This is a genomic window from Neisseria sp. P0001.S007 (assembly GCF_051963655.1).
In the GTDB taxonomy this organism is placed as follows: Bacteria; Pseudomonadota; Gammaproteobacteria; order Burkholderiales; family Neisseriaceae; genus Neisseria; species Neisseria subflava_A.
Genome location: NZ_JBQCUB010000003.1, coordinates 131955 through 153366 on the forward strand (window position 1 = coordinate 131955; position 21412 = coordinate 153366).

Annotated in this window: 20 protein-coding genes; 12 read left to right on the forward strand and 8 right to left on the reverse strand. The window is 50.2% G+C overall.

What is annotated here, in order from left to right:
* Positions 1-243: 243 nt before the first annotated feature.
* Complete coding sequence (locus tag ACTHRE_RS04735; RefSeq protein ID WP_234394609.1) at positions 244-705, forward strand: PepSY domain-containing protein; 462 nt, start codon at positions 244-246, stop codon at positions 703-705.
* A gap of 100 nt (positions 706-805) precedes the next feature.
* On the opposite strand, the gene ACTHRE_RS04740 is transcribed toward ACTHRE_RS04735, so the two are convergent.
* Complete coding sequence (locus tag ACTHRE_RS04740; protein ID WP_070503978.1) at positions 806-1024, reverse strand: hypothetical protein; 219 nt, start codon at positions 1022-1024, stop codon at positions 806-808.
* Complete coding sequence (locus tag ACTHRE_RS04745; protein WP_377073731.1) at positions 1002-1235, reverse strand: RNA-binding S4 domain-containing protein; 234 nt, start codon at positions 1233-1235, stop codon at positions 1002-1004. Before ACTHRE_RS04745 ends, ACTHRE_RS04740 begins: the two co-directional genes overlap by 23 nt.
* Positions 1236-1400: 165 nt before the next feature.
* Between ACTHRE_RS04745 and dnaE the strand changes: the two genes are divergently transcribed.
* Positions 1401-4835 carry a DNA polymerase III subunit alpha gene (dnaE, locus tag ACTHRE_RS04750; protein ID WP_440344863.1) on the forward strand — a complete coding sequence of 1145 codons (3435 nt, stop codon included), beginning with the start codon at positions 1401-1403 and terminating at the stop codon, positions 4833-4835.
* A 240-nt stretch (positions 4836-5075) separates the two neighbouring features.
* On the opposite strand, the gene ACTHRE_RS04755 is transcribed toward dnaE, so the two are convergent.
* Entirely contained in the window at positions 5076-5411 is a 336-nt protein-coding gene (locus ACTHRE_RS04755; protein WP_107810431.1) for a hypothetical protein, read from the reverse strand.
* Positions 5412-5698: 287 nt separating this feature from the next.
* On the opposite strand from ACTHRE_RS04755, the gene ACTHRE_RS04760 reads away from it, so the two are divergent.
* From ACTHRE_RS04760 to ACTHRE_RS04775, 4 genes are all read left to right on the forward strand, one after another.
* A complete protein-coding gene (locus tag ACTHRE_RS04760) occupies positions 5699-6193 on the forward strand; it encodes a restriction endonuclease (RefSeq protein ID WP_440344862.1) in 495 nt (164 codons plus the stop codon).
* 21 nt (positions 6194-6214) lie between these two features.
* Complete coding sequence (locus tag ACTHRE_RS04765) at positions 6215-7078, forward strand: mechanosensitive ion channel family protein (RefSeq protein ID WP_070645366.1); 864 nt, start codon at positions 6215-6217, stop codon at positions 7076-7078.
* 67 nt (positions 7079-7145) lie between these two features.
* Positions 7146-8012 (forward strand): hypothetical protein, encoded by an 867-nt coding sequence (locus ACTHRE_RS04770; RefSeq protein ID WP_440344861.1) that lies wholly within the window; start codon positions 7146-7148, stop codon positions 8010-8012.
* Positions 8013-8133: 121 nt separating this feature from the next.
* Entirely contained in the window at positions 8134-10170 is a 2037-nt protein-coding gene (locus ACTHRE_RS04775; protein ID WP_070645372.1) for a M3 family metallopeptidase, read from the forward strand.
* Between the two features lie 353 nt (positions 10171-10523).
* Here the strand turns inward: ACTHRE_RS04775 and ACTHRE_RS04780 are convergent, their stop codons facing one another.
* Complete coding sequence (locus tag ACTHRE_RS04780; protein ID WP_070645374.1) at positions 10524-10787, reverse strand: hypothetical protein; 264 nt, start codon at positions 10785-10787, stop codon at positions 10524-10526.
* A 234-nt stretch (positions 10788-11021) separates the two neighbouring features.
* On the opposite strand from ACTHRE_RS04780, the gene ACTHRE_RS04785 reads away from it, so the two are divergent.
* Together ACTHRE_RS04785 and ACTHRE_RS04790 are read left to right on the forward strand one after the other, a co-directional pair.
* Entirely contained in the window at positions 11022-11441 is a 420-nt protein-coding gene (locus tag ACTHRE_RS04785) for a CopD family protein (RefSeq protein WP_440344860.1), read from the forward strand.
* Between the two features lie 37 nt (positions 11442-11478).
* Positions 11479-11949 carry a CYTH domain-containing protein gene (locus ACTHRE_RS04790; RefSeq protein ID WP_003681591.1) on the forward strand — a complete coding sequence of 157 codons (471 nt, stop codon included), beginning with the start codon at positions 11479-11481 and terminating at the stop codon, positions 11947-11949.
* A gap of 157 nt (positions 11950-12106) precedes the next feature.
* On the opposite strand, the gene ubiG is transcribed toward ACTHRE_RS04790, so the two are convergent.
* The 4 genes from ubiG to ACTHRE_RS04810 all read right to left on the reverse strand — a co-directional run bounded on the left by ubiG (position 12107) and on the right by ACTHRE_RS04810 (position 15108).
* Positions 12107-12820, reverse strand: a complete 714-nt coding sequence (gene ubiG, locus ACTHRE_RS04795; protein WP_440344859.1) for a bifunctional 2-polyprenyl-6-hydroxyphenol methylase/3-demethylubiquinol 3-O-methyltransferase UbiG — start codon at positions 12818-12820, stop codon at positions 12107-12109.
* Positions 12821-12982: 162 nt separating this feature from the next.
* Entirely contained in the window at positions 12983-13477 is a 495-nt protein-coding gene (locus ACTHRE_RS04800) for a c-type cytochrome (RefSeq protein ID WP_440344858.1), read from the reverse strand.
* Positions 13478-13948: 471 nt separating this feature from the next.
* Positions 13949-14221, reverse strand: coding sequence for a GIY-YIG nuclease family protein (locus ACTHRE_RS04805; protein WP_107697139.1), 273 nt, complete (start codon positions 14219-14221; stop codon positions 13949-13951).
* Positions 14218-15108 (reverse strand): LysR family transcriptional regulator, encoded by an 891-nt coding sequence (locus ACTHRE_RS04810; protein ID WP_440344857.1) that lies wholly within the window; start codon positions 15106-15108, stop codon positions 14218-14220. Before ACTHRE_RS04810 ends, ACTHRE_RS04805 begins: the two co-directional genes overlap by 4 nt.
* A gap of 459 nt (positions 15109-15567) precedes the next feature.
* On the opposite strand from ACTHRE_RS04810, the gene ACTHRE_RS04815 reads away from it, so the two are divergent.
* The 4 genes from ACTHRE_RS04815 to ACTHRE_RS04830 all read left to right on the forward strand — a co-directional run bounded on the left by ACTHRE_RS04815 (position 15568) and on the right by ACTHRE_RS04830 (position 21246).
* A complete protein-coding gene (locus tag ACTHRE_RS04815) occupies positions 15568-16107 on the forward strand; it encodes a DUF924 family protein (protein ID WP_377073692.1) in 540 nt (179 codons plus the stop codon).
* A gap of 112 nt (positions 16108-16219) precedes the next feature.
* Positions 16220-17584, forward strand: coding sequence for a tRNA uridine-5-carboxymethylaminomethyl(34) synthesis GTPase MnmE (gene mnmE / locus ACTHRE_RS04820; RefSeq protein WP_377073693.1), 1365 nt, complete (start codon positions 16220-16222; stop codon positions 17582-17584).
* Between the two features lie 1026 nt (positions 17585-18610).
* Positions 18611-20413, forward strand: coding sequence for a DNA recombination protein RmuC (gene rmuC / locus ACTHRE_RS04825; protein ID WP_377073694.1), 1803 nt, complete (start codon positions 18611-18613; stop codon positions 20411-20413).
* 38 nt (positions 20414-20451) lie between these two features.
* Positions 20452-21246, forward strand: coding sequence for a glycosyltransferase family 8 protein (locus ACTHRE_RS04830; protein ID WP_377073695.1), 795 nt, complete (start codon positions 20452-20454; stop codon positions 21244-21246).
* The last annotated feature ends 166 nt before the right edge of the window (positions 21247-21412 follow it).

Here is a 21412-nt window from a genome sequence, read left to right on the forward strand (position 1 = left end):
TCACACATGCCCTTTTTTCATCACGCTTTTTTGTTTTCACACGCAAACCACAATCCCCGCCAAATATGCCATCACAACATATTAGCAAGGCCGTCTGAAAGCGCGGCTTCGATCTCCATTATTATTAAAGTGTTAATTTTAGTATTGCAACCCATTACACATCTTAGCGTTTTGCTCATGTTCAGCTAATTGTTGAGGCATAGAATACATTCATCGTTCAACAACACAGTAGGAAAGAAAATCATGAAACGCATTAACGCTTTTATTTCAAAAAAACTCATCATTGCCGGTATTATTGCTTCAAGTTTGGGCGTTGCCGGTGCGGCAGGTACCATGGCTTTCAAAGAAGGTATGTTCGCAAAGGTTTCCGGCCAGCAAGCAGCCGCAGCAGCGGTAGCAGAAGTGGGCGGCGTCGTTAAAGATGTCGATTACAAATACAAACAACATTTGGGCGGCCGTTACAAAGTAGAAATCTTGAAAGACGGCGTCGAATACGAAGCTTTGGTTGATGCTCAAAACGGCAAAGTATTGGCAGTAGCACAAGATGACGATCAGGACAAACGACACTTTGGTAAACATGATAAGCATCATAAACATGACAATGCCGAGCCCTCTTCATCGCAAAATACAGATTATCAGGCTCCTGCCGATGCTGCACCTGGCACACCTGAAAATGCAACCGCTTCCGAGGTAACACAATCTTAATTTAAACTTTAAAAAAGCCAATGCCGTCTGAAACTTTCAGACGGCATTGGCTTTAATGCAGCATTGTTTGAAACACAGCTCCTATCAAGCCCAATCATTTTCAGACGGCCTTTGCACCATCTTCGCCGTCTATCCAACCTGCTTCTTTCAATTTCCTCTGTTGCGCATCATATCGGGCTTTTTCCACCCAATACATTGTCTGGATACAGGCATCGCCGCATTCGCTGCCGCAACATTCCCACGACTCGGGGCGAACAGGTTCGTCTAACAACGGCTCGCCCAAGATGGCTTCGGCTTTATTCTTCAGGGTCGTATCCATCGGTGATTTCCAAGCGCGCACCATCAAACTCAATCACTTCGCCGCCGCGTATTTTGGCGGTTTTGCGCATTTCAGTTTCGCCGTTGCGCAACACCAGCCCTTCGGCGATAAACGCTTTTGCCTGTCCGCCACTTTCAGCTAGGCCGGCCAATTTCAACAGGTCGCATAAAGCGATGTATTCGTTGTCTTCAAGATAGACAGTTGCTTCCATCATTTAATCCTTTTCAATAATGGCGATATTTTAACATGGCCGTCTGAAAGAAAGCCCCCTTCTGTTTTATTTGCTTTATCCAACCTCATTACATTTGGTTTTCAGACGGCCTTTAGCTGCCAACCCTGCTACAATACGCCTTTTATTGTTCACGCCGATTTTGCCATGACCGAGCCGACCTACATCCCCCTGCGCCTGCATACCGAATTCTCGATTACCGACGGTATGGTGCGGATTAAAAAACTGATTGCCAAAGCGCAGGAATACGGTTTACCTGCTTTGGGCATCAGCGATTTAATGAACGAATTCGGCTTGGTGAAATTCTATAAAGCCTGCCGCGGCGCAGGGATTAAGCCCATCGGCGCGGCGGATGTGTGGATAGGCAATCCGAATGCGCCTGACAAGCCGTTTCGCGCCATGCTGATTATCCGCAACGATGCGGGTTATCTGCGCTTGAGCGAGCTTTTGACGGAGGCTTATGTCGGCAAAGACCGCAATATCCATCATGCGGAACTCAACCCCAAATGGCTGGAAAACGGCGACAATAGTGGCTTGATTTGTTTGAGCGGCGCGCATTACGGCGAAGTGGGCGTGAATCTCTTAAACGGCAATGAAGACGCGGCGCGTACGGCGGCGTTGAAATATGCGGCGTGGTTCCCCGATGCGTTTTATTTAGAGCTGCAACGCCTGCCCGAACGCCCTGAATGGGAGACTTGCGTTTCCGGCAGCGTGAAGCTGGCGGAGGAACTGGGTTTGCCGGTGGTGGCGACGCATCCGACACAGTTTATGAGCCGCGACGATTTCAACGCACACGAGGCGCGGGTGTGCATCGCAGGCGGCTGGGTATTGACGGACAAAAAACGTCCGCGCGATTTCACGCCGAGCCAATTTTTCATTCCACCGGAAACTATGGCCGAACGTTTCGCCGATTTACCCGAAGCCTTGGAAAACACGGTGGAAATTGCCAAACGCTGCAATCTGCACATCACATTGGGCAAAAACTTCCTGCCGCTCTTCCCTACTCCGGACGGCCTGTCGCTGGACGATTATTTGGTGAAGTTGTCCAACGAGGGTTTGCAGGAACGCATGGTTCAGCTTTATCCCGACGAGGCGGAGCGTGCGGCAAAAATGCCGGAATATCAAGAACGTTTGGATTTTGAGCTGAACATCATCATCCAGATGAAATTCCCCGGCTATTTCCTTATCGTACAAGACTTTATCAACTGGGCGAAAACACACGGCTGTCCAGTAGGGCCGGGCCGTGGTTCGGGTGCAGGTTCGCTGGTGGCGTATTCATTGAAGATTACCGACCTTGATCCGCTCAAATACGCGCTGCTGTTCGAGCGTTTCTTAAACCCTGAACGCGTCTCCATGCCCGACTTCGACGTGGACTTCTGTCAGGCAAACCGCGGCCGCGTGATTGAATATGTGCGCGAGAAATACGGCGCAGAAGCGGTCAGCCAGATTGTCACCTTCGGCACGATGTCATCCAAAGCGGTCATCCGCGACGTAGGGCGTGTGCTGGAACTGCCGTTCATGCTATGCGACAAACTGTCCAAGCTGATTCCGTTGGAAGCCAACAAACCCCTGAGTTTGGAAAAAGCCATGGAGGCCGAACCGCAAATTCAGGAATTAATCGAAGCGGAAGAAGCGGACGAACTGATTACACTGGCGAAAAAGCTGGAAGACCTGACGCGCGGTTTGGGTATGCACGCAGGCGGCGTGTTGATTGCGCCGGGCAAGATTTCCGATTACAGCCCCGTGTATCAGGCGGACGAATCCGCCTCGCCCGTATCCATGTACGACAAAGGCGACGTGGAAGACGTGGGTTTGGTGAAATTCGACTTTTTGGGTCTGCGCAACCTGACCATTATCGAAATGGCGCAGAACAACATCAAAAACACCACCGGCGATATCGTCGATGTCGGCAAGATTCCGCTTGACGACCAAGCCGCCTACCAAATCTTCCGCGATGCGAACACCACCGCCGTCTTCCAGTTCGAGTCGACCGGCATGAAAAAAATGCTGAAAACGGCGCATACGACCAAGTTTGAAGAACTCATCGCCTTCGTATCGCTCTACCGTCCCGGCCCGATGGACAACATTCCCGACTTTGTCGCGCGCATGAAAGGTCAGGAATTCCAATACATCCACCCGCTGCTCGAAGATATCCTCGCGCCGACCTACGGCATTATGGTGTATCAGGAACAAGTGATGCAGGCGGCGCAAATTATCGGCGGCTACTCGCTCGGCGGCGCGGACTTGCTGCGTCGCGCCATGGGTAAGAAAAAACCCGAAGAAATGGTGAAACACCGAGAAATCTTCGCCGAAGGTGCGGCAAAACAAGGCATTTCGCGCGAAAAATCCGACGAAATCTTCAACTATATGGAAAAATTCGCCGGCTACGGTTTCAACAAATCCCACGCCGCCGCCTACGCCCTGATTTCCTACCAGACCACATGGCTTAAAGCCCACTACCCCGCCGAATTTATGGCGGCGACCATGTCGTCTGAATTGGACAATACCGACCAGCTCAAGCATTTCTACGACGACTGCCGCGCCAACGGCATCGAGTTCCTGCCACCCGACATCAACGAATCCGACTACCGCTTCACGCCGTATCCGAACATGAAAATCCGCTACGCACTCGGCGCGATTAAAGGCACGGGTGAAGCCGCCGTCGAATCCATCATCGCCGCGCGGCAAAGCGGCGGCAAGTTTACCGGCCTCTTGGACTTCTGCGAGCGCGTCGGCAAAGAACACATGAACCGCCGCACCCTCGAAGCCCTGATACGCGGCGGCGCGTTCGACAGCATCGAACCCAACCGCGCCATGCTCTTGGCAAACATCGACCTCGCCATGAACAATGCCGACCAAAAAGCTGCCAACGCCAATCAGGGCGGGCTTTTCGACATGATGGAAGACGCCATCGAACCGGTGCAGCTCGTTGACGCGCCCATGTGGAGCGAGTCGGAAAAACTCGCCGAAGAAAAAACCGTCATCGGCTTCTACCTCTCCGGCCACCCGTTCGGCCCATATGCCCAAGAAGTCCGCCAAATCGCCCCGACCAAATTAGGCCGTCTGAAACCGCAAGACAGCGTGCGCCTCGCCGGATTCGTTACCGCCGTACGCACCATGATGGGCAAACGCGGCAAAATCTCCTTCGTCAGCCTTGAAGATTTAAGCGGGCAGATTGAAATCATGGTCAGTGGCCAGACACTGGAAAACTGCGCCGACTACCTCAAATCCGACCAAGTGCTGATTATCGAATCCAAAGTCAGCCGCGACGACTACGGCGGCGGCGACGGGCTGCGCATCATGGCAAACCAAGTCATGACCCTGCAAATGGCGCGCGAACGCTACGCCCGCAGCCTCAGCCTCGCCCTCTCCCCCGGTCATGACATCGCACGCCTCGCCGCCATCCTCACCGCCCACCGACTGCCCGACACGTCGCACATTCCGCTGCAACTGTCGTACAGCAACGGCAAAGCATCAGGCAAATTGAAAATTGCGCCCAAATGGATGGTAACACCAAGCACTGCCTTGTTTGACGAACTGGAAACATTGCTCGGCAGCAGGGCTGTCCGCGTGAATTGGTAAAACTAAAGGCCGTCTGAAACTATACGTTCAGACGGCCTTTAATTTAAAAAGCGCTTTAAAAACATAAATCAAATACGGATTGAGGCTTTCAGACGACCTTATTGTATAGAGAGATTATCTGAAAAGTTTATTGCAAGAGACTTTGGCTAATAGGAAAAGATAGCCCACAAAAAAAGGTGGTGAAAATACACCCCCTTTTTCTATAGAAGCCCCATATCAAAGGCCGTCTGAAAAACAGTTTTATTTAACGATTTCAACCGGGCCATGGTCGTCGCAGTGGTCGCCGTGTTGGTGATGCAGACGGCCGTTGACGATGTAGTCGACGTGATCGCCGTGCGGTACGGCTTCGTGGCCACAACCTTCGCCGTGAACGTGGCCGTGGCAGGTGTCAACCGGATGGCAGCCATCAGGGTTGGTTTCATTGACGCTCAGGGAATGCTCGTCGTAGTGGCCGTTGTGCTCATGGTGCAGGTGGCCGTCGTGCAGATAATCGACGTGGCCTTCGTGTTTGATGGCAGTGTGGCCGCAGTTTGCGCCGTGAACGTGGTCATGATGTTCGTGGGTTTTACAGGTCATTTTTCTCTCCTAATGTTCAGTAAATAGCAATCTTTCGCGATTGATTTTTTATCTTATCTTTTTTTGATGCAAACGTAAAAAATTTTACAGTTATTAATATATTGTTACGATATATCATCTGTTGATATATAAGCCTATTTTATTTTTCAGACGGCCTTTCATCTATAATTCATTTATTTTCAGCGAGAACTTCAAACCCTTCCGGCAATGTAAAATATCGAATTTTTCAGCCGTAACAGGTAACATGGAAACAAAGGGATGAATCCTTCAAACAAACAGGTACTGTAATGGGAAAACAAGCCAAACTTTATATGGTTCGCAGCACGCAAGGTGCGCTTTATGATGTATTTTTTGAACGCGGTGTGGCGGCGTTGGCCTGGCCCATGCTGGCCGAAGCGGCGGCCAAGGGTTTTGGCCGTGAGAAACTGACGGATATTTACCGTTCGGCCGTGCCGGATGTGAAATTGAGAACAGCGCAATCGGGTGTGGCTCAGATGTGGCGGTTTGCCAACGAGTTGGCCGATGGAGATGCCGTACTGACCTACTCGCCTGCCCTGCGCCGTTATCGGATCGGCAGGATTACAGGCGGCGCAGTACATTGTCCGCAATGGGACGATGAGAAAATGTCGCTGGTGCGGCCTGTTGAGTGGCTGGGCGAAGTATGCCGTGATGATTTGAGCGTGGCAGCACAACGGGCTTTAGGCAGTGTGGCAACTTTGTTTGCGGTATCGGAAGCGTGTGCAGCAGAAATTTTTGAACGCGTGGATTTTCAGACGGCCTAAGAAGGAAAAGGAAACAGGATTATGTGGAACACCATACAGGAATGGCTGAACGCTTTGCCTGTCAGTGAAGAAATCATCAAATCGGCATTGATGTCGGTATTGATGATTGTGGCCGTCATTGCCGGGCGCAGCATCTTGCTCTCGGCGCATTTTCGCAGCCATCCGGATTTGAGTATCGAAAATAAACGCCGTTCGCTGGTGGTCAGTCGCAACATCACCATGCTACTGCTCTTGTTCGGGCTGGCGATGATTTGGGCGGCGCAGATTCAAACTTTAGCCTTGTCGATGTTTGCAGTGGCCGCGGCGATTGTGGTGGCAACCAAAGAATTGATTATGTGTTTGTCCGGCAGCATCCTGCGCTCGGTGACTAAACAATATTCCATCGGCGACTACATCGAAATCAACGGCCTGCGCGGACGGGTGGTCGATATCAATATGCTGAACACGCTGATGATGCAAATCGGCCCTAATCCATTGATCGGTCAACTTTCCGGCAAAACGCTCTCGTTTCCCAACAGCCTGCTTCTGAGCCACACCGTGCGCCGCGACAATATTTTGGGCGATTATGTGATTCATACGGTGGAAATCCCCGTGCCGATTCATTTGGATTCGGACGAAATCATAGGCCGTCTGAAAGACGTTCTTGAGCCCTTGTGCGAGCCTTATGTCCCTGCCATCAAGCAGCATTTGGAAAACGTGCAAACCCAAAAGTTGTTTATCACGCCCGCCGCCCAGCCGCGTGTATCCCGCGTGCCACATGATGACAAGGTGTACAACATCATCGTGCGCTTCGCCTCGCCCGTAGCCAAACGCTTGGAAATCCAACAGGCGGTTTTGGACGAATTCTTGCGCACGCAATGCCAATTAATCAATAAATTAAAATAGCCCAGTTTATATATACTATCAAATCACTTACAATACCCAAATTCACAATCAACAATAAGGAAAACTCATGTTGCCAGAATCAGCCCTTGCCGAAATGTACCCTGTAATCATGACCCCCAGCCATGACGGCAAATATTTCCACAACTACACCCTCTCACTTCTGAACATCGTCCACACCAACGCCTCACACGGCCTGCCGCTTCAAGTGATGATGCAGCGCGGCGAGAGCCTGATTACGCGCGCGCGCAACAACTGCGTGGCCACATTCTTAGAAAACAAAGAATGGACGCATTTATTTTGGATTGACTCCGACATCGGCTTCTCTCCCGATTCATTCTACCGTCTGCTTTTGGCCGACAAAGACGTTGTGGCAGGCATTTACCCGCTCAAACGCGACAACTGGCCTGAAGAAGGTGTTCCGGCCGGCACGACTCAAGCCGACTTCGAGCGCATGTACACTTCTTATACCATCAACACCAGCGAAAAAAATGAAAACGGTGAAATCGTACTGAAAGTCGATGAAGACGGTTTTATGAAAGTCCATGACGCGCCAACCGGCTTTATGGTTATCAAGCGCAGCGTATTTGAAAAAATGATGGCAGCCTACCCCGAGTTGAACTACATCTCCGACAGTGACTACAACAGAGAAGACAAAGGCCTACACTACCGCTTCTTCGACTGCATGGTTGATCCGAAAAGCAAACGCTACCTGTCCGAAGATTACACCTTCTGCCACCTCTGGCGTCAAATCGGCGGCGAAGTGTACGTCGATGTACAATCCAACCTGACCCACCAAGGCGCAAAAGTATATCGCGGCTCGTTTGCCGAATCCCTGCAAACCAATGTTGCCAATGCCGTATTTGCTCCGAAAGGCACACCGATGCGCCTCGAGCTGGCTGCGCCATTACACGCCAATCCGCGCGGCGCAGAATAAAATTGGCTGATAGACAGACGGAACACTTTAATTCTGCCTGTCTGCCACCATATAACGCCTATCGTTTTCTTTTCAGACGGCCACAAGGCCGTCTGAATCCATCTTATTCAGGAGAAACCATATGAGCGACAACGTCCTGCTCCACTTGGGCGAAGAACCCCGTTTCGACCAAATCAAAACCGAAGATATCAAACCCGCCCTGCAAACCGCCATTGCCGAAGCGCGCGAACAAATCGCCGCCATCAAAGCGCAAACGCACACCGACTGGGCAAATACCGTAGAAAAACTGACCGACATTACCGAACGTGTCGGCCGCATTTGGAGCGTGGTTTCCCATCTCAACTCCGTGGTCGATACGCCCGAGCTGCGTGCCGTATACAACGAATTGATGCCTGAAATCACCATTTTCTTCACCGAAATCGGTCAAGACATCGAGTTGTACAACCGCTTCAAAATCATCAAAAATTCTGCCGAATTCGACACCCTCTCCCCGGCTCAGCAAACCAAGCTCAACCACGACTTGCGCGACTTCGTCCTCAGCGGTGCCGAATTACCGCCCGAACAGCAGGCAGAACTGGCTCAACTGCAAACCGAAGGCGCGCAACTGGGTGCCAAATTCGCACAAAACATCCAAGACGCGACCGATGCTTTCGGCATTTACTTTGACGATGCCGCGCCGCTTGCCGGCATCCCCGAAGACTCACTCGCCATGTTTGCCGCTGCCGCGCAAAGCGAAGGTAAAACAGGCTACAAAATCGGCCTGCAGATTCCGCACTACCTCGCCGTTATCCAATACGCTGACAACCGCGAACTGCGCGAACAAATCTACCGCGCCTACGTTACCCGTGCCAGCGAATTGTCTGACGAAGGCAAATTCGACAACACGGCCAACGTCGAACAAACCCTCGCAAACGCGCTGAAAACCGCCAAACTGCTCGGCTTCAAAAACTACGCCGAGCTGTCGCTGGCAACCAAAATGGCGGATACGCCCGAACAGGTTCTGAATTTCCTGCACGACCTAGCCCGCCGCGCCAAACCGTTTGCCGAAAAAGACTTTGCCGAAATCAAAGCCTTTGCGCGAGAAAACCTGAATATCGAAGATCCGCAATCTTGGGATTTGAGCTACGCCGCTGAAAAACTGCGTCAAGCCAAATACGCCTTCAGCGAAACCGAAGTGAAAAAATACTTCCCTATCAGCAAAGTATTGGCAGGCCTGTTTGCCCAAATCAAAAAACTCTACGGCATCGAGCTGGCTGAAAAAACCGTCCCCGTTTGGCACAAAGACGTGCGCTATTTCGAGCTGAAACAAGACGGCCAAACCATCGGCGGCGTTTACATGGACTTGTACGCACGCGAAGGCAAACGCGGCGGCGCATGGATGGACGGCTACAAAAGCCGCCGCCGTTTCGCCGACGGTACGCTGCAACTGCCGACCGCCTACCTCGTCTGCAACTTCACCCCGCCGGTCGGCGACAAAGAGGCGCGTTTGAGCCACGACGAAATCATCACCCTCTTCCACGAAACCGGCCACGGCCTGCACCACTTGTTGACCCAAGTTGACGAAGTGGGCGTATCCGGCATCAACGGCGTCGAATGGGACGCGGTCGAGCTGCCTAGCCAATTCATGGAAAACTTCGTTTGGGAATACGACGTATTGGCGCAAATGTCCTCGCACGAAGAAACCGGCGCGGTATTGCCGAAAGAACTGTTCGACAAAATGCACGCCGCCAAAAACTTCCAACGCGGTATGTTCCTCGTCCGTCAAATGGAATTTGCCCTCTTCGACATGGAAATCTACCATCAGGAAGATGAAGGCCGTCTGAAAGAATGGCCGCAAATCTTGGACAAAGTGCGTCAAGAAGTCGCTGTAACCCAACCGCCGGCATACAACCGCTTTGCCTTGAGCTTCAGCCACATCTTCGCCGGCGGCTACTCCGCAGGCTATTACAGCTACGCATGGGCGGAAGTTTTGAGTGCAGACGCTTACGCCGCTTTTGAAGAAAGCGACGACGTTGCCGAAACCGGCCGCCGCTTCTGGAAAGAAATACTGGCCGTCGGCGGTTCGCGCAGCGCAGCAGAATCCTTCAAAGCCTTCCGCGGCCGCGAACCAAGCTTGGATGCCCTGCTCCGCCACAGCGGTTTCGACAACGCAGCTTGATTTGAAAATCCGCCGTTTTAATTGCTGATTCAACGCTAAAGGCCGTCTGAAATGTTTCAGACGGCCTTTTTATAATTAATTCAATATTTTCAGCAAGACAAATATAAAAATATTCAGCCGATAAAACCACCCAGCGCAGAACGCCGCAATGATTTCCAAGCTCAATATTTTCCCAATGCGGACAAGCCGCCCATAAAAACAGGGCATGTTCCCCATGCCCTATCATTTGAATTTCAGACGGCCTGTTGTCAAAATTTATTAGGAACAATAAGTAAGCCCTATCCCTAACAAGACATCGAGAAAAACAGAAGCCCACATTTCAAACCCCTATCTCCCCCAGCTCAACGCTAAAATTAGTTTTTGCCCTTTTTATCACCGGCATCCAAGCGCATATTGATAAATTCCATCATCAAATCTTTTTTCGTCCAGAAAAAGGTTTTCATTTTTTCCAAAGAATAGATTTTCCGAATCATCGCCGGCAATCCTGCGTGAACGATGGCCGCGACTTCGCCATTGGTTGTTTCATTGTCCATGGCGGCTTTGAGGTTTAGATTGTGCGTATTCAGGTAGTCGCAAAGCGCTTTCCTGACGCTGTTGCTGATTTCGAATTGTTTCATGTTTTCCGTCCATAATGTTTTTATAATTAAATAGCATATGATTCTAACAAGTTTTTTGCATCGTGCATATATCAACTTGCATATTGTTGCGAAATTTACAATTTGGCTTTTGAGTAAAATCATGCCTGCAACACATTGTTGCGGCGCACTAAATCGGATTGTTTTGACTATTTTGTTTCGGCTTGGGCCGCATTGCGGATAAAATAATGGTTTTAGGTTTTGAGGCCGTCTGAAATGTATTTGTGGTTTAAGCTGCTGCATGTGTTTTTTGTAATTTCTTGGTTTGCCGGACTGTTTTATCTGCCGCGGATTTATGTGAATCTGGCGCAATTAGAGCCTGGCAGCGTGGAATATGTACGACTGACGGATATGTCGCGCAGGCTGTACCGCTTTATGTCGCCTTTGGGCTGGGGAACGCTGATATTTGGCGCGGCCATCGGGTTTGTAAACAATTGGTGGGGCAACGGCTGGCTGGCGGTTAAATTATTGTGCGGCTTGCTGCTCTTGGCTTACCAGCTTTATTGCGGCCTGCTGCTGCGCCGTTTTCAAAACGGCAGCAATGTGTATTCGCACCGCTGGTATCGGGTATTCAACGAACTCCCCGTATTGATGATGATGGCCGCGCTTTATATGGTGGTTTTCAAGCCGTTTTGATCTTCAGACGGCCTGTTTGGTAAAAAGGAAAGAATTCATGACGGTCGAAATCGAACGCCGCTTTTTGCTGGCGGATGACAGTTGGCGTGAAGCGGCAAGCGAGCCGCTGGTGTTGCAACAGGGCTATCTGAGCGTGGAAAAAGAGCGCACCATCCGCGTGCGGATTATCGGTTCGCAAGCCTGGCTGACCCTGAAAGGCTATATTTCCGACATGACGCGCAGCGAGTTTGAATACGAAATTCCGCTGGCTCACGCGCAGGCGATGATGGCGGACATGTGCCCGTTTAAAATGGAAAAATACCGCTATCGGGTCGAATTTGAAGGCTTTGTGTATGAAATCGACGAATATTTTGGCGACAATGCGCCCTTGATTGTGGCGGAAATCGAATTGCCGTCTGAAGATACCGAGTTCCCCAAACCGTCTTGGTTGGGCAAGGAAATCACGGCAGACGGTAAATTCACCAATGCGTATTTGAGCAAACATCCGTATTCGTCTTGGACGGAATAAGGGCGACAACCTCTCTGCACATACAAAAAAGGCATGTATCAAACATGCCTTTTTTCTTTTCAGACGACCTGATTTACCTTACCGATATTTGTATCGAGCTGCTTTCGACATACCGTTTCAAATATCGGGCAAGCCCGTGTGCTTTATCTGTGTAACCTTACGCCGGACGGCAGGCCACCATATAGTTGACTTCGGTCGAGTCGCACAGGGAATAACGGCCGCTCAACAAGTTGTAGGTCATGCCCTTGCTGCCGACGGTATCCAATCCGGCTTGGCGGCACATACGCGCGAGTTCTGCCGGCGTGATGAATTTTTTCCAGTCGTGCGTGCCTTTGGGGACGAATTTCAACAGATATTCCGCACCGACAATCAGATGCAGATAAGATTTGGGATTGCGGTTGATGGTGGAGAAAAACACCATGCCGTCGGGTTTGACCAGTTTCGCGCAGGTTTGAACAATGGCGGACGGATCGGGAACATGTTCCATCATTTCCATACACGTTACCACATCGAAGCTGTGCGGCTCTTCGGCGGCGAGGTCTTCGACGCGGATGCAGCGGTAATCGATATTGGCAACGTGTTGAGCGGCCGCATGGGCAGCGGCAGTTTGCAGGGATTTTTCCGCCATATCGATGCCGGTAACGTGTTCTGCGCCGCGTTTGGCCATGCTTTCCGACAAAATACCGCCGCCGCAGCCTACATCCAACACACGTTTGCCTGCCAATCCGGCATAGCCATCGATATAGTCGAGGCGCAAGGGGTTGATGTCATGCAGGGGCTTGAATTCACCGTTTTTATCCCACCATTTGTCGGCGATTTGGCTGAACTTGGCGATTTCGCCGGCATCTACGTTGTCGTGTTGATTGCTCATGGTTTGCTCCTGCATAAAATAATTCGCCTGATTTTAGCCGATTGTGCTTCAAAATAAAATGTTTCAGACGGCCTTTGCCTGTTTATCGGCACTATTTCAACTTTTATCCGCCCACCCATAAAAAACGCACCTTGTAGCAAGGTGCGTTTCAATCGGTACGATTTAGAATTTAGCGCCGGATTCGTTGGCCATGTAATCAACTGCGGCTTTCACTTCATCGTCGCTCAGGCTGCCGTTGCCGCCTTTGGCTGGCATGGCTTGGAAGCCTTCGATTGCGTGTTTGTGCAGAGTGTCTTGGCCTTGTTTGATGCGAGGCGCCCAGTCTTCTTTTTTACCTACGGCAGGAGCGCCGGGAATCAAGCCGCCGTGACATGCTTTACAGTTCGCTTCAAAAACAGCTTTGCCGTCCACTTTGGCGGATTCAGCAGGCTTGGCAGCTTCTTCAGGTTTAGCGGCTTCCTCTGCTTTGCTGGCAGCGACTTCGGCTTTATCGGCAGCCTCTTGAGCGGCAGACGCAGCAGTATCAGCAGCAGAAGCAACTTCGTTTTTAACTTCAGATGCAACGGCTTGAGCAGCCTCTTGAGTCTCCTGTTTAGCCTCTTGGGAACAAGCTGTCAAACCAGCCATCATCATTACGGCAATCAGTAATTTGTTCATGTTCTGTCTTTCCTTAGTTTTAGTTTAAATCACTGTTTTATATAAACAGCTTAAAAATTTTAGCATAGAAACTAATACCTTCGACCTACACTATAATAAATATTGGCATAAATCAGATTTTGTCACAAAAACAGGAAAAACATATTGACACCACACCTCTACTCAGATAGAAATTTACGCCCATTTGTCATTTAGCGTAATAATTTTCATTTTATTGTTCAAACAGTTATCCTCTTAATTTTGTAAAGTTTCTTTTTAAATTCAACTTTTTACAAACTTTCCAGATAATACCATAAGCATTAAACCGCTTCTTATCCTAAAAAAGCCGTCTGAACCCCAATCAGATTTCAGACGGCCTTTTTGAATCATGTTAATAAACATTTGCTGCTTGGCCATGCCAAAAGACACCAGCAGGCTTACCTATTTATGTGGTTATTCATATCCCGACTATAATTTAATCCATTGCCTCCATTAGTCTTTTATCATTGTTTCAGCTTCAGCCCACAATCCCCGCTTCTGCTCTGCCGTCAATTTCTTAATCCCGATTTCCCGTTTCAGCGCTTCACTTTTGCTCAGGCCGTCTGAAACAATGCGCATCTCAACAGGCTTGTTCAAACGCGTGTATTTCGCGCCTTTTCCTGACAAATGCGTTGCAAATCGCTCTTGCGGACGGTTGCTGATGCCGCAATAAAACGCGCCGTTTTCGCACAAAATCAGGTAAACGCTCCAATTTTCCGCGTTCATAAATCCCCTTCCTTGGCAAAACTCTTGGTAAAAATGCGCACGGCAACCTCGGCTTTGGCAGACTGCACACGATAAGGCGTTACCAAATAAAGGCTGACTGGTGGTAATGTCCATTCAGGCAAAACCGCTTTCAGACGGCCTTGTGCAATTTTCTCCCTCACTTCTCCGCCCACTTGTAAAGACAAACCGAAACCGCTTTCGGTCAGATGGCACACGGCGGCAAGATGCGTACAGGCAATGCTGTCGGCAACGTCGAGGAAATAGCTTTCGCCGCCATGTTGCAAGGTCGTGCGGACAGGTAAAAAATGCAGCCAGCGGTGTGCATGAAGCTGAGAGGGATGGGTAATGGGCGGATGCCGGTCGAGATAATCCGGCGCGGCGCAAATTATGTACGGCCACGTCACGAGATGGCGCGCAACCAAATTGGGATCGTCCAAAGCGCGGTCACCGCCGCGTATGGCGATGTCGGTCTGATTGCGTTGCAGGTCGTCCAAAGTATCGCTGAAATTAAGGACAGGACGGATTTTGGGAAACTCGGTTTGCAATCGCGAAAAGGCCGTCTGAAAAGCGCGGGAGCCGATGACGCAGGAAGTCAGGGAAATCCGCAATTCGCCGACGGGTTCGGTTTTCAGATTGTCGATAACAGTACGCGTATCGGCAAGCGTGGCGGCTAGACGGCGGCAGTATTCGCCCAAGGCGCGGCCGGCATCAGTAGGCGCAAGACTGCGCGTGCTGCGGTTTAACAGCTTAATGCCGTGCAGGGTTTCGAGGCGATTGATGTGCTGGCTGACAGCAGACGGGGTCATGCCCAGCGCGGCAGCAGCGGCGTTCATGCTGCCGTGTTCAAGGACGGCAGCGAAAACAAGCAGGGGTTTGATGTCTTGCATTTGGAAATAATTATTTAGTTCAACTTCACAATAATAACAGTAAATCAGGGATTATCAAGCGTTTCAGACGGCCTTTGCATGCGCTCATCTCATCAATCGAATCTCAACAAGAAGTCACACATGAAAATCGCAGTGATTGGTGCAACAGCTTATGTCGGCAACGCAAGCAAAGTTTTCCAAGTGCAAAATATTGTCGTTGTCTCCACATACGAATAAAATCTGTCGGCAATTTATATCAAAATTACAAAAATATTTTGAACAAAGTGAAGGAACTGTACCAGAGTAGTAAGGAGCCCATCCTGAAAAGATGTAGATCATAAATTGCATATTGTGAGCAACAATCCGCTCCGCTACCGATCTTTTCTCACGCAAGCGCTGATGGTTAAGATGATCTGAAAGCATCTCTCTAATTTTTCAGACGGCCTCAATTTTCCCTGTACTCTATTTCAAGGAATTCTCATGACACCTCAAACTGTCTTAGATTTCTGGTTTACCGAAGAAAACCACCCTTTCCAATTTGCCCTCAACAATGGATTCGATGCCCAAATTCGCGCTCAATTTTTCGATATCTGGCAGCAGGCAGCTCGCGGCGAACTTTCACACTGGCGCGATACTCTGCAAGGCAGGCTCGCCGAAATCATTATTCTTGACCAATTCTCGCGCAATCTGTTCCGCGACAGCCCTCAAGCGTTTGCCCAAGATACTGCTGCACTCATTCTTGCCCAAGAAGCCGTTCGCCAACCCGGCTTCGCCGACCTCCTTCCGCATGAACGCCATTTCATGCTGATGCCGTTGATGCACAGCGAAAGCCAAGTTATCCATGAACAAGCCGTACCGCTGTTTGAACGCTATACCAATGAAAACGCATTGGCCTTTGAAATCAAACACAAAGTCATCATCGACCACTTCGGACGCTATCCGCACCGTAACGCCGTATTGGGGCGTAAAACCACGGAAGAAGAAGCAGAATTTCTGAAGCAGGAAGGTTCATCATTTTAATTCCATCAAAGTCAAAGGCCGTCTGAAACCGAAATCAAGGTTTTCAGACGGCCTGCATCATCGTGAAATCACTATATAATACCGTCTATTAAATTCCAGATACGAGCCAACCATGTCCGTAACCCAACCCACCATCGCCGCCATCGCCACCGCACCCGGACGCGGTGGAGTCGGCGTTATCCGCCTTTCCGGCAAAAACCTGTTGCCTTTGGCGCAAACCCTCAGCGGTGGCAAAACGCCCAAACCGCGTACCGCGCTTTACACCGACTTTCTCGGCGGCGACGGACAGCCGCTAGACAACGGCATTCTGCTCTACTTCGCCGCCCCCGCCAGCTTTACCGGCGAAGACGTGATTGAATTGCAGGGACACGGCGGCCCTGTGGTAATGGATATGCTGCTTTCGCGCTGCCTCGAACTGGGCGCACGCATGGCGGAGCCGGGCGAATTTACCAAACGCGCCTTCCTCAACAACAAACTCGACCTTGCCCAAGCCGAAAGCGTCGCCGACCTCATCGACGCCTCCAGCAAGTCCGCCGCACGCATGGCGTTGCGTTCGCTCAAAGGCGCGTTTTCCCAACATATACACGAGCTGGTGGACGACCTTATTACCCTGAGGATGCTGGTCGAAGCCACGCTGGACTTCCCCGAAGAAGACATCGACTTTCTCGAAGCCGCCGACGCGCGCGGCAAGCTCCAAGCGCTGCAAGGCCGTCTGAAAACCGTGCTTGCCAGTGCGGAACAAGGCGCGATTTTGCGCGAAGGCATGAACGTCGTCCTCGTCGGCGCGCCCAACGTCGGCAAATCCAGCCTGCTCAACGCCTTGGCGGGCGACGACATCGCCATCGTAACCGACATCGCCGGCACTACCCGCGACACCGTGCGTGAACAAATCACCCTCGACGGCGTGCCCGTCCATATCATCGACACCGCCGGCCTGCGCGAAACCGACGACGTGGTCGAACAAATCGGCATCGAGCGCAGCCGCAAAGCCGTCTCCGAAGCCGATGTCGCACTGATTCTGATTGACCCGCGCGAAGGCGTGAACGCCAAAACCCAAGCGATTTTAAACAGCCTGCCCGAAAGTTTGAAAAAAATCGAAATCCACAATAAAGCCGACCTGACCGGCGAACCTGTCGCCATCCGTTCAGACGGCCTCGCGCAAACCGGTGCGGAAAGCGTTATCAACCTGTCCGCCAAAACCGGCGCGGGTCTCAACTTGCTCAAATACGCGCTGTTGCAGGAAGTCGGCTGGCAGGGCGAAAGCGAAAGCCTGTTCCTCGCCCGCAGTCGCCATCTCAACGCCTTGCACGAAGCCGAAACCGAGCTGGAAAACGCCGCCCTCTGCAACAACAACCAAATCGAGCTTTTCGCCGAACACCTGCGCCTAGCCCAAAACGCGTGCAGCGAAATCACCGGCGAATTTACCGCCGACGATTTACTGGGCGTGATTTTCTCGCGCTTCTGTATCGGCAAATAAAACAGTTTGCCATCAAATACAAAGGCCGTCTGAATGTTCAGACGGCCTTTTTTATCACCAAAACAAGCTTAATTTCACTTGCGTTTATTTATTGGCAGCTTCTGCCATATTTTTTGCGATTTTGGTTGCACCAACTGTCAAACCGGACATGCCGATCAAAGAAGCTGCGGCCAATTTGATTAATGTTTTCATTTTAACTCTTTTCTGTGTATTTAAGGGTGTGTTGTGTATTTTTTATTTATCGGCATCAGCCATATTGTGGGCGATATTGGTTGCACCTACGGTCAGGCCGGACATACCGATTAAAGAGGCAGCTGCCAGTTTGATTAAAGTTTTCATTGTTTGTATCACTTTCTTGTCTGTCGGCCGAAAAACGGCCTAAGTTGCGTTTTCTGAGGTATTGTAATTAATTCGTTTATGATTGAATTATTTGTGTACTACCGTTTCGATATTACGGGAGATGCCGATGGCAGAAGCCGATATTCCGGACATACCGATTAAAGAAGCGGCGGCAAGCGTTATTAAATGTCCCATTTTAAGTAGTCCTTTTTCATAGATACAAAATGTTATTTAACAACATACACATTTTTTGCCGGCATCTGCGCTACCGACAGGACGAATCATACCGTGTTAATCGTTAATTAATACAACTTTTCCGTAAAGATAAAATACTAAAAATATACATAATGAAGATTTTAGTTAATTTATATTTTGTTTTGAAAATGACACCGATGTCTTCTTCAATGACACCGATGTCTTGATTACATACGCACTACAAACGTGTTTCATTTTCCCCATAAAATCCCTCCTTTTTTGTTGTAAAATCGCACTCTAAATTAAATATGTTTTTAAATTCAAAATGTTATAAATTTATCTTTTTCACAACCTAAATGTTCAATTAGTCAAAACCAATACCTTTGATAGCTTCTTTTAAAGAAAACACACGTTTCTAGCGCATATCCGACCATAAAATGCGCTGCAAATATATGATATAGTGAAACATTCTGCGTATTGACTATTTCCAGCATGAACAACACCCTAATCCTGACCGGCGCGGCCGCATTTTTTATCGGCGCGCTGTTTGCTTGGCTGATAACACGCTACCAAGCCCAAAGCCGACACTTTATTGTTTTGCAAGAATTGGCCGAAAGTCGCCGCCTACATGAGTTTGCCGAACAGGTGCAGGCTCAAACTGCGGCGGACTTGGCGCAAAGCCGCCATACCGTGCAGGAATTGCAAGACGAATTGCAGGAGACAGGCAACCGCTTTGCCGCAGCCGAAAAACAGATTGCCTATCTGCAAGATTGCGAGGCCGAAGCCGAAGCTTTAAAACACGAATGTGCAAAATGGCAGCAAAGCGCGCAAAACCTGCAAATCAACAATGAACGCCTAAACACGCAACTGGCTCAAGAACAGGCCTTGAGCGCGGATAAAAATACGCTTTTGCAACAACAGGAAGCGGAAAAAGGCCGTCTGAAACAAGGCTACGACACGCTGTTAGAGCAAAACCATGCGCTGCAAGTCCAAAACGAACGCCTCTCCACACAATTGACGCAAGAAAAAGCCAATATCGACGACAAAAACAGCCTTTTACAGCAACAGGAAGCTGAAAAAGGCCGTCTGAAACAAGAATACGCCGCCCTTTTGGAGCAAAATCACGCGCTTCAAGTCCAAAATGAGCGCCTCAACACCCAATCGGAAAAAGACCGTCAGGCTGCCGAAGAAAAATTAGCTCTATTGGCAGATGCGCGTAAAAACCTAAGCGACCAGTTCCAAAACCTCGCCAACACTATTTTAGAAGAGAAAAGCCGCCGCTTTACCGAGCAAAACCACGACCACCTTCAGCAACTGCTCAATCCGCTCAACGAACGCATACACGGCTTCAGCGAGCTGGTTCAGCAGACTTATGAAAAAGAAGCCAAAGAACGCCTGACCATCGAAAACGAGCTCAAACGCCTGCAAACCCTCAACACTCAGCTCCACCACGATGCTAAAGCGCTGACCACCGCGCTGACCGGCACGCAAAACAAAACCCAAGGCAACTGGGGAGAAATGATTTTGGAAAGCGTATTGGAAAATTCCGGCCTGCAAAAAGGTCGAGAATACATTGTCCAAGCTTCCAGCGTCCGCCACGAAGCAGACGGCACCCAACGCCGCCTCCAGCCCGATGTCCTCATCAATCTGCCCGACAACAAACAAATCGTCATCGACTCCAAAGTATCGCTGACCGCCTACGTCCGCTATACGCAAAGCACCGGCGCAGAAGCAGAGCGCGAGCTTGCCAACCACGTCGCCAGTATCCGCGCCCACATCAAAAGCTTGGCAGCGAAGGATTACACCGACCTTGAGGGTGTCAAAACGTTGGACTTCGTCTTTATGTTCGTCCCTGTCGAACCGGCCTACCTCCTCGCCCTGCAACACGATCCAAACCTCTTCCAAGAGTGTTTCGACAAACGCATCATGCTGACCGGCCCCAGCACCCTGCTCGCCACCCTGCGCACCGTTGCCAACATCTGGCGCAATGAGCAACAAAACCAAAACGCGCTGGCGATTGCCGAGGCAGGCAGCAAACTTTATGACAAATTTGTCGGCTTTGTCGAAAGCATGGACGGCATCAATAAAGCGCTCGGTCAGGCTCAATCCCAGTTTCAGACGGCCTATGGCCGCTTGGTTTCCGGCAGGGGCAACCTCATCAGCAGCACCGAAAAACTGCGCAAATTGGGCATCAAAGCCGGTAAGCAACTGCAACGCGATTTATTAGAAAAAGCCATGTCAGAAAACGAAGACCACGCCGCCTTACCGACCGCACAAGCCCAAGAAAATGACTGATAAAATTTAAGGCATTGCAAATAAAGGGAATTTAACCAATGAGCAACATCACCATCGTCCTTGCCGCCGATACCGGCTATGCCGAGCAGGTTCATACACTGATGAAGTCCGTCTGTACCCACAACAAAAATGTCAATTTCTACCTCATGCACAATACCTTCAGGCGGGAATGGATCGACTATACCAACCAAAAGCTCGCAGCCAGCGGCAGCCGTCTGAATGATGTCAAAATCGAGATGGACTTCAGCCAATATCGCCGCCTACCCCATATTTCGGATGCCGCATTTTTCCGTCTGATGATGCAACATCTGCCTGTCGACCGCGCCCTGTATCTCGACAGCGATATGGTGGTTACCCAATCCCTACACGATTTGTTCAACCTCGATATGCGCGACTATCCCGTCGCCGCCGTACAAGATTCCTATCTCGCCCGTACCGATTGGAACCATCCGACCGGCCTGCACACTACGCCCTATTTCAATTCCGGTATGTTGTTGGTCGACCTGGCGCAATGGCGGGAACACAATATCGCGGCGCAACTGCTGCAAACTGCTACCACCATTGACAAATCCGTTCCCTACGGCGACCAATGCTTTCTAAACACCGTATTTCAAAAAAACTGGCTGCAACTAGAAGAATCTTGGAATTTCCAAACAGGCGCAGTCCAATATTTCCAAAAACGAAATCTCGGCGAAGTATTCCCCAAACCTGACACTGTTCCGCCCGTTATCCACTACACCACACGCGCCAAACCGTGGTTGTGCGATTACGGCGAAATTCCTTTTATCGAAGTCTATTGGCAATACTATTGCGCCGACTGGCCGAAAGCGTAATTTCAGGCAAGGGACCCCTCTCCCTTCGATTACTCTTAAAGAACCCATCATCAAAAACAAAAGGCCGTCTGAAATCGTTTCAGACGGCCTTTAAGCCATAAAAAAACAGGCAGAACATTCTGCCTGTTTTTTTGTTCAAAACTAACCATAGAGTGAGCATACCACC

What these genes read in the sequence shown, in the direction of transcription:
- ACTHRE_RS04740 (WP_070503978.1), bottom strand. Translation starts at nt 1,024, where the DNA reads ATGGATACGACCCTGAAGAATAAAGCCGAAGCCATCTTGGGCGAGCCG.
- dnaE (WP_440344863.1), top strand. Translation starts at nt 1,401, where the DNA reads ATGACCGAGCCGACCTACATCCCCCTGCGCCTGCATACCGAATTCTCG.
- ACTHRE_RS04735 (WP_234394609.1), top strand. Translation starts at nt 244, where the DNA reads ATGAAACGCATTAACGCTTTTATTTCAAAAAAACTCATCATTGCCGGT.
- ACTHRE_RS04760 (WP_440344862.1), top strand. Translation starts at nt 5,699, where the DNA reads ATGGGAAAACAAGCCAAACTTTATATGGTTCGCAGCACGCAAGGTGCG.
- ACTHRE_RS04830 (WP_377073695.1), top strand. Translation starts at nt 20,452, where the DNA reads ATGAGCAACATCACCATCGTCCTTGCCGCCGATACCGGCTATGCCGAG.
- ACTHRE_RS04810 (WP_440344857.1), bottom strand. Translation starts at nt 15,108, where the DNA reads ATGCAAGACATCAAACCCCTGCTTGTTTTCGCTGCCGTCCTTGAACAC.
- ACTHRE_RS04770 (WP_440344861.1), top strand. Translation starts at nt 7,146, where the DNA reads ATGTTGCCAGAATCAGCCCTTGCCGAAATGTACCCTGTAATCATGACC.
- mnmE (WP_377073693.1), top strand. Translation starts at nt 16,220, where the DNA reads ATGTCCGTAACCCAACCCACCATCGCCGCCATCGCCACCGCACCCGGA.
- ACTHRE_RS04785 (WP_440344860.1), top strand. Translation starts at nt 11,022, where the DNA reads ATGTATTTGTGGTTTAAGCTGCTGCATGTGTTTTTTGTAATTTCTTGG.
- ACTHRE_RS04790 (WP_003681591.1), top strand. Translation starts at nt 11,479, where the DNA reads ATGACGGTCGAAATCGAACGCCGCTTTTTGCTGGCGGATGACAGTTGG.
- ACTHRE_RS04805 (WP_107697139.1), bottom strand. Translation starts at nt 14,221, where the DNA reads ATGAACGCGGAAAATTGGAGCGTTTACCTGATTTTGTGCGAAAACGGC.
- rmuC (WP_377073694.1), top strand. Translation starts at nt 18,611, where the DNA reads ATGAACAACACCCTAATCCTGACCGGCGCGGCCGCATTTTTTATCGGC.
- ACTHRE_RS04775 (WP_070645372.1), top strand. Translation starts at nt 8,134, where the DNA reads ATGAGCGACAACGTCCTGCTCCACTTGGGCGAAGAACCCCGTTTCGAC.
- ACTHRE_RS04780 (WP_070645374.1), bottom strand. Translation starts at nt 10,787, where the DNA reads ATGAAACAATTCGAAATCAGCAACAGCGTCAGGAAAGCGCTTTGCGAC.
- ACTHRE_RS04765 (WP_070645366.1), top strand. Translation starts at nt 6,215, where the DNA reads ATGTGGAACACCATACAGGAATGGCTGAACGCTTTGCCTGTCAGTGAA.
- ACTHRE_RS04815 (WP_377073692.1), top strand. Translation starts at nt 15,568, where the DNA reads ATGACACCTCAAACTGTCTTAGATTTCTGGTTTACCGAAGAAAACCAC.
- ubiG (WP_440344859.1), bottom strand. Translation starts at nt 12,820, where the DNA reads ATGAGCAATCAACACGACAACGTAGATGCCGGCGAAATCGCCAAGTTC.
- ACTHRE_RS04755 (WP_107810431.1), bottom strand. Translation starts at nt 5,411, where the DNA reads ATGACCTGTAAAACCCACGAACATCATGACCACGTTCACGGCGCAAAC.
- ACTHRE_RS04745 (WP_377073731.1), bottom strand. Translation starts at nt 1,235, where the DNA reads ATGGAAGCAACTGTCTATCTTGAAGACAACGAATACATCGCTTTATGC.
- ACTHRE_RS04800 (WP_440344858.1), bottom strand. Translation starts at nt 13,477, where the DNA reads ATGAACAAATTACTGATTGCCGTAATGATGATGGCTGGTTTGACAGCT.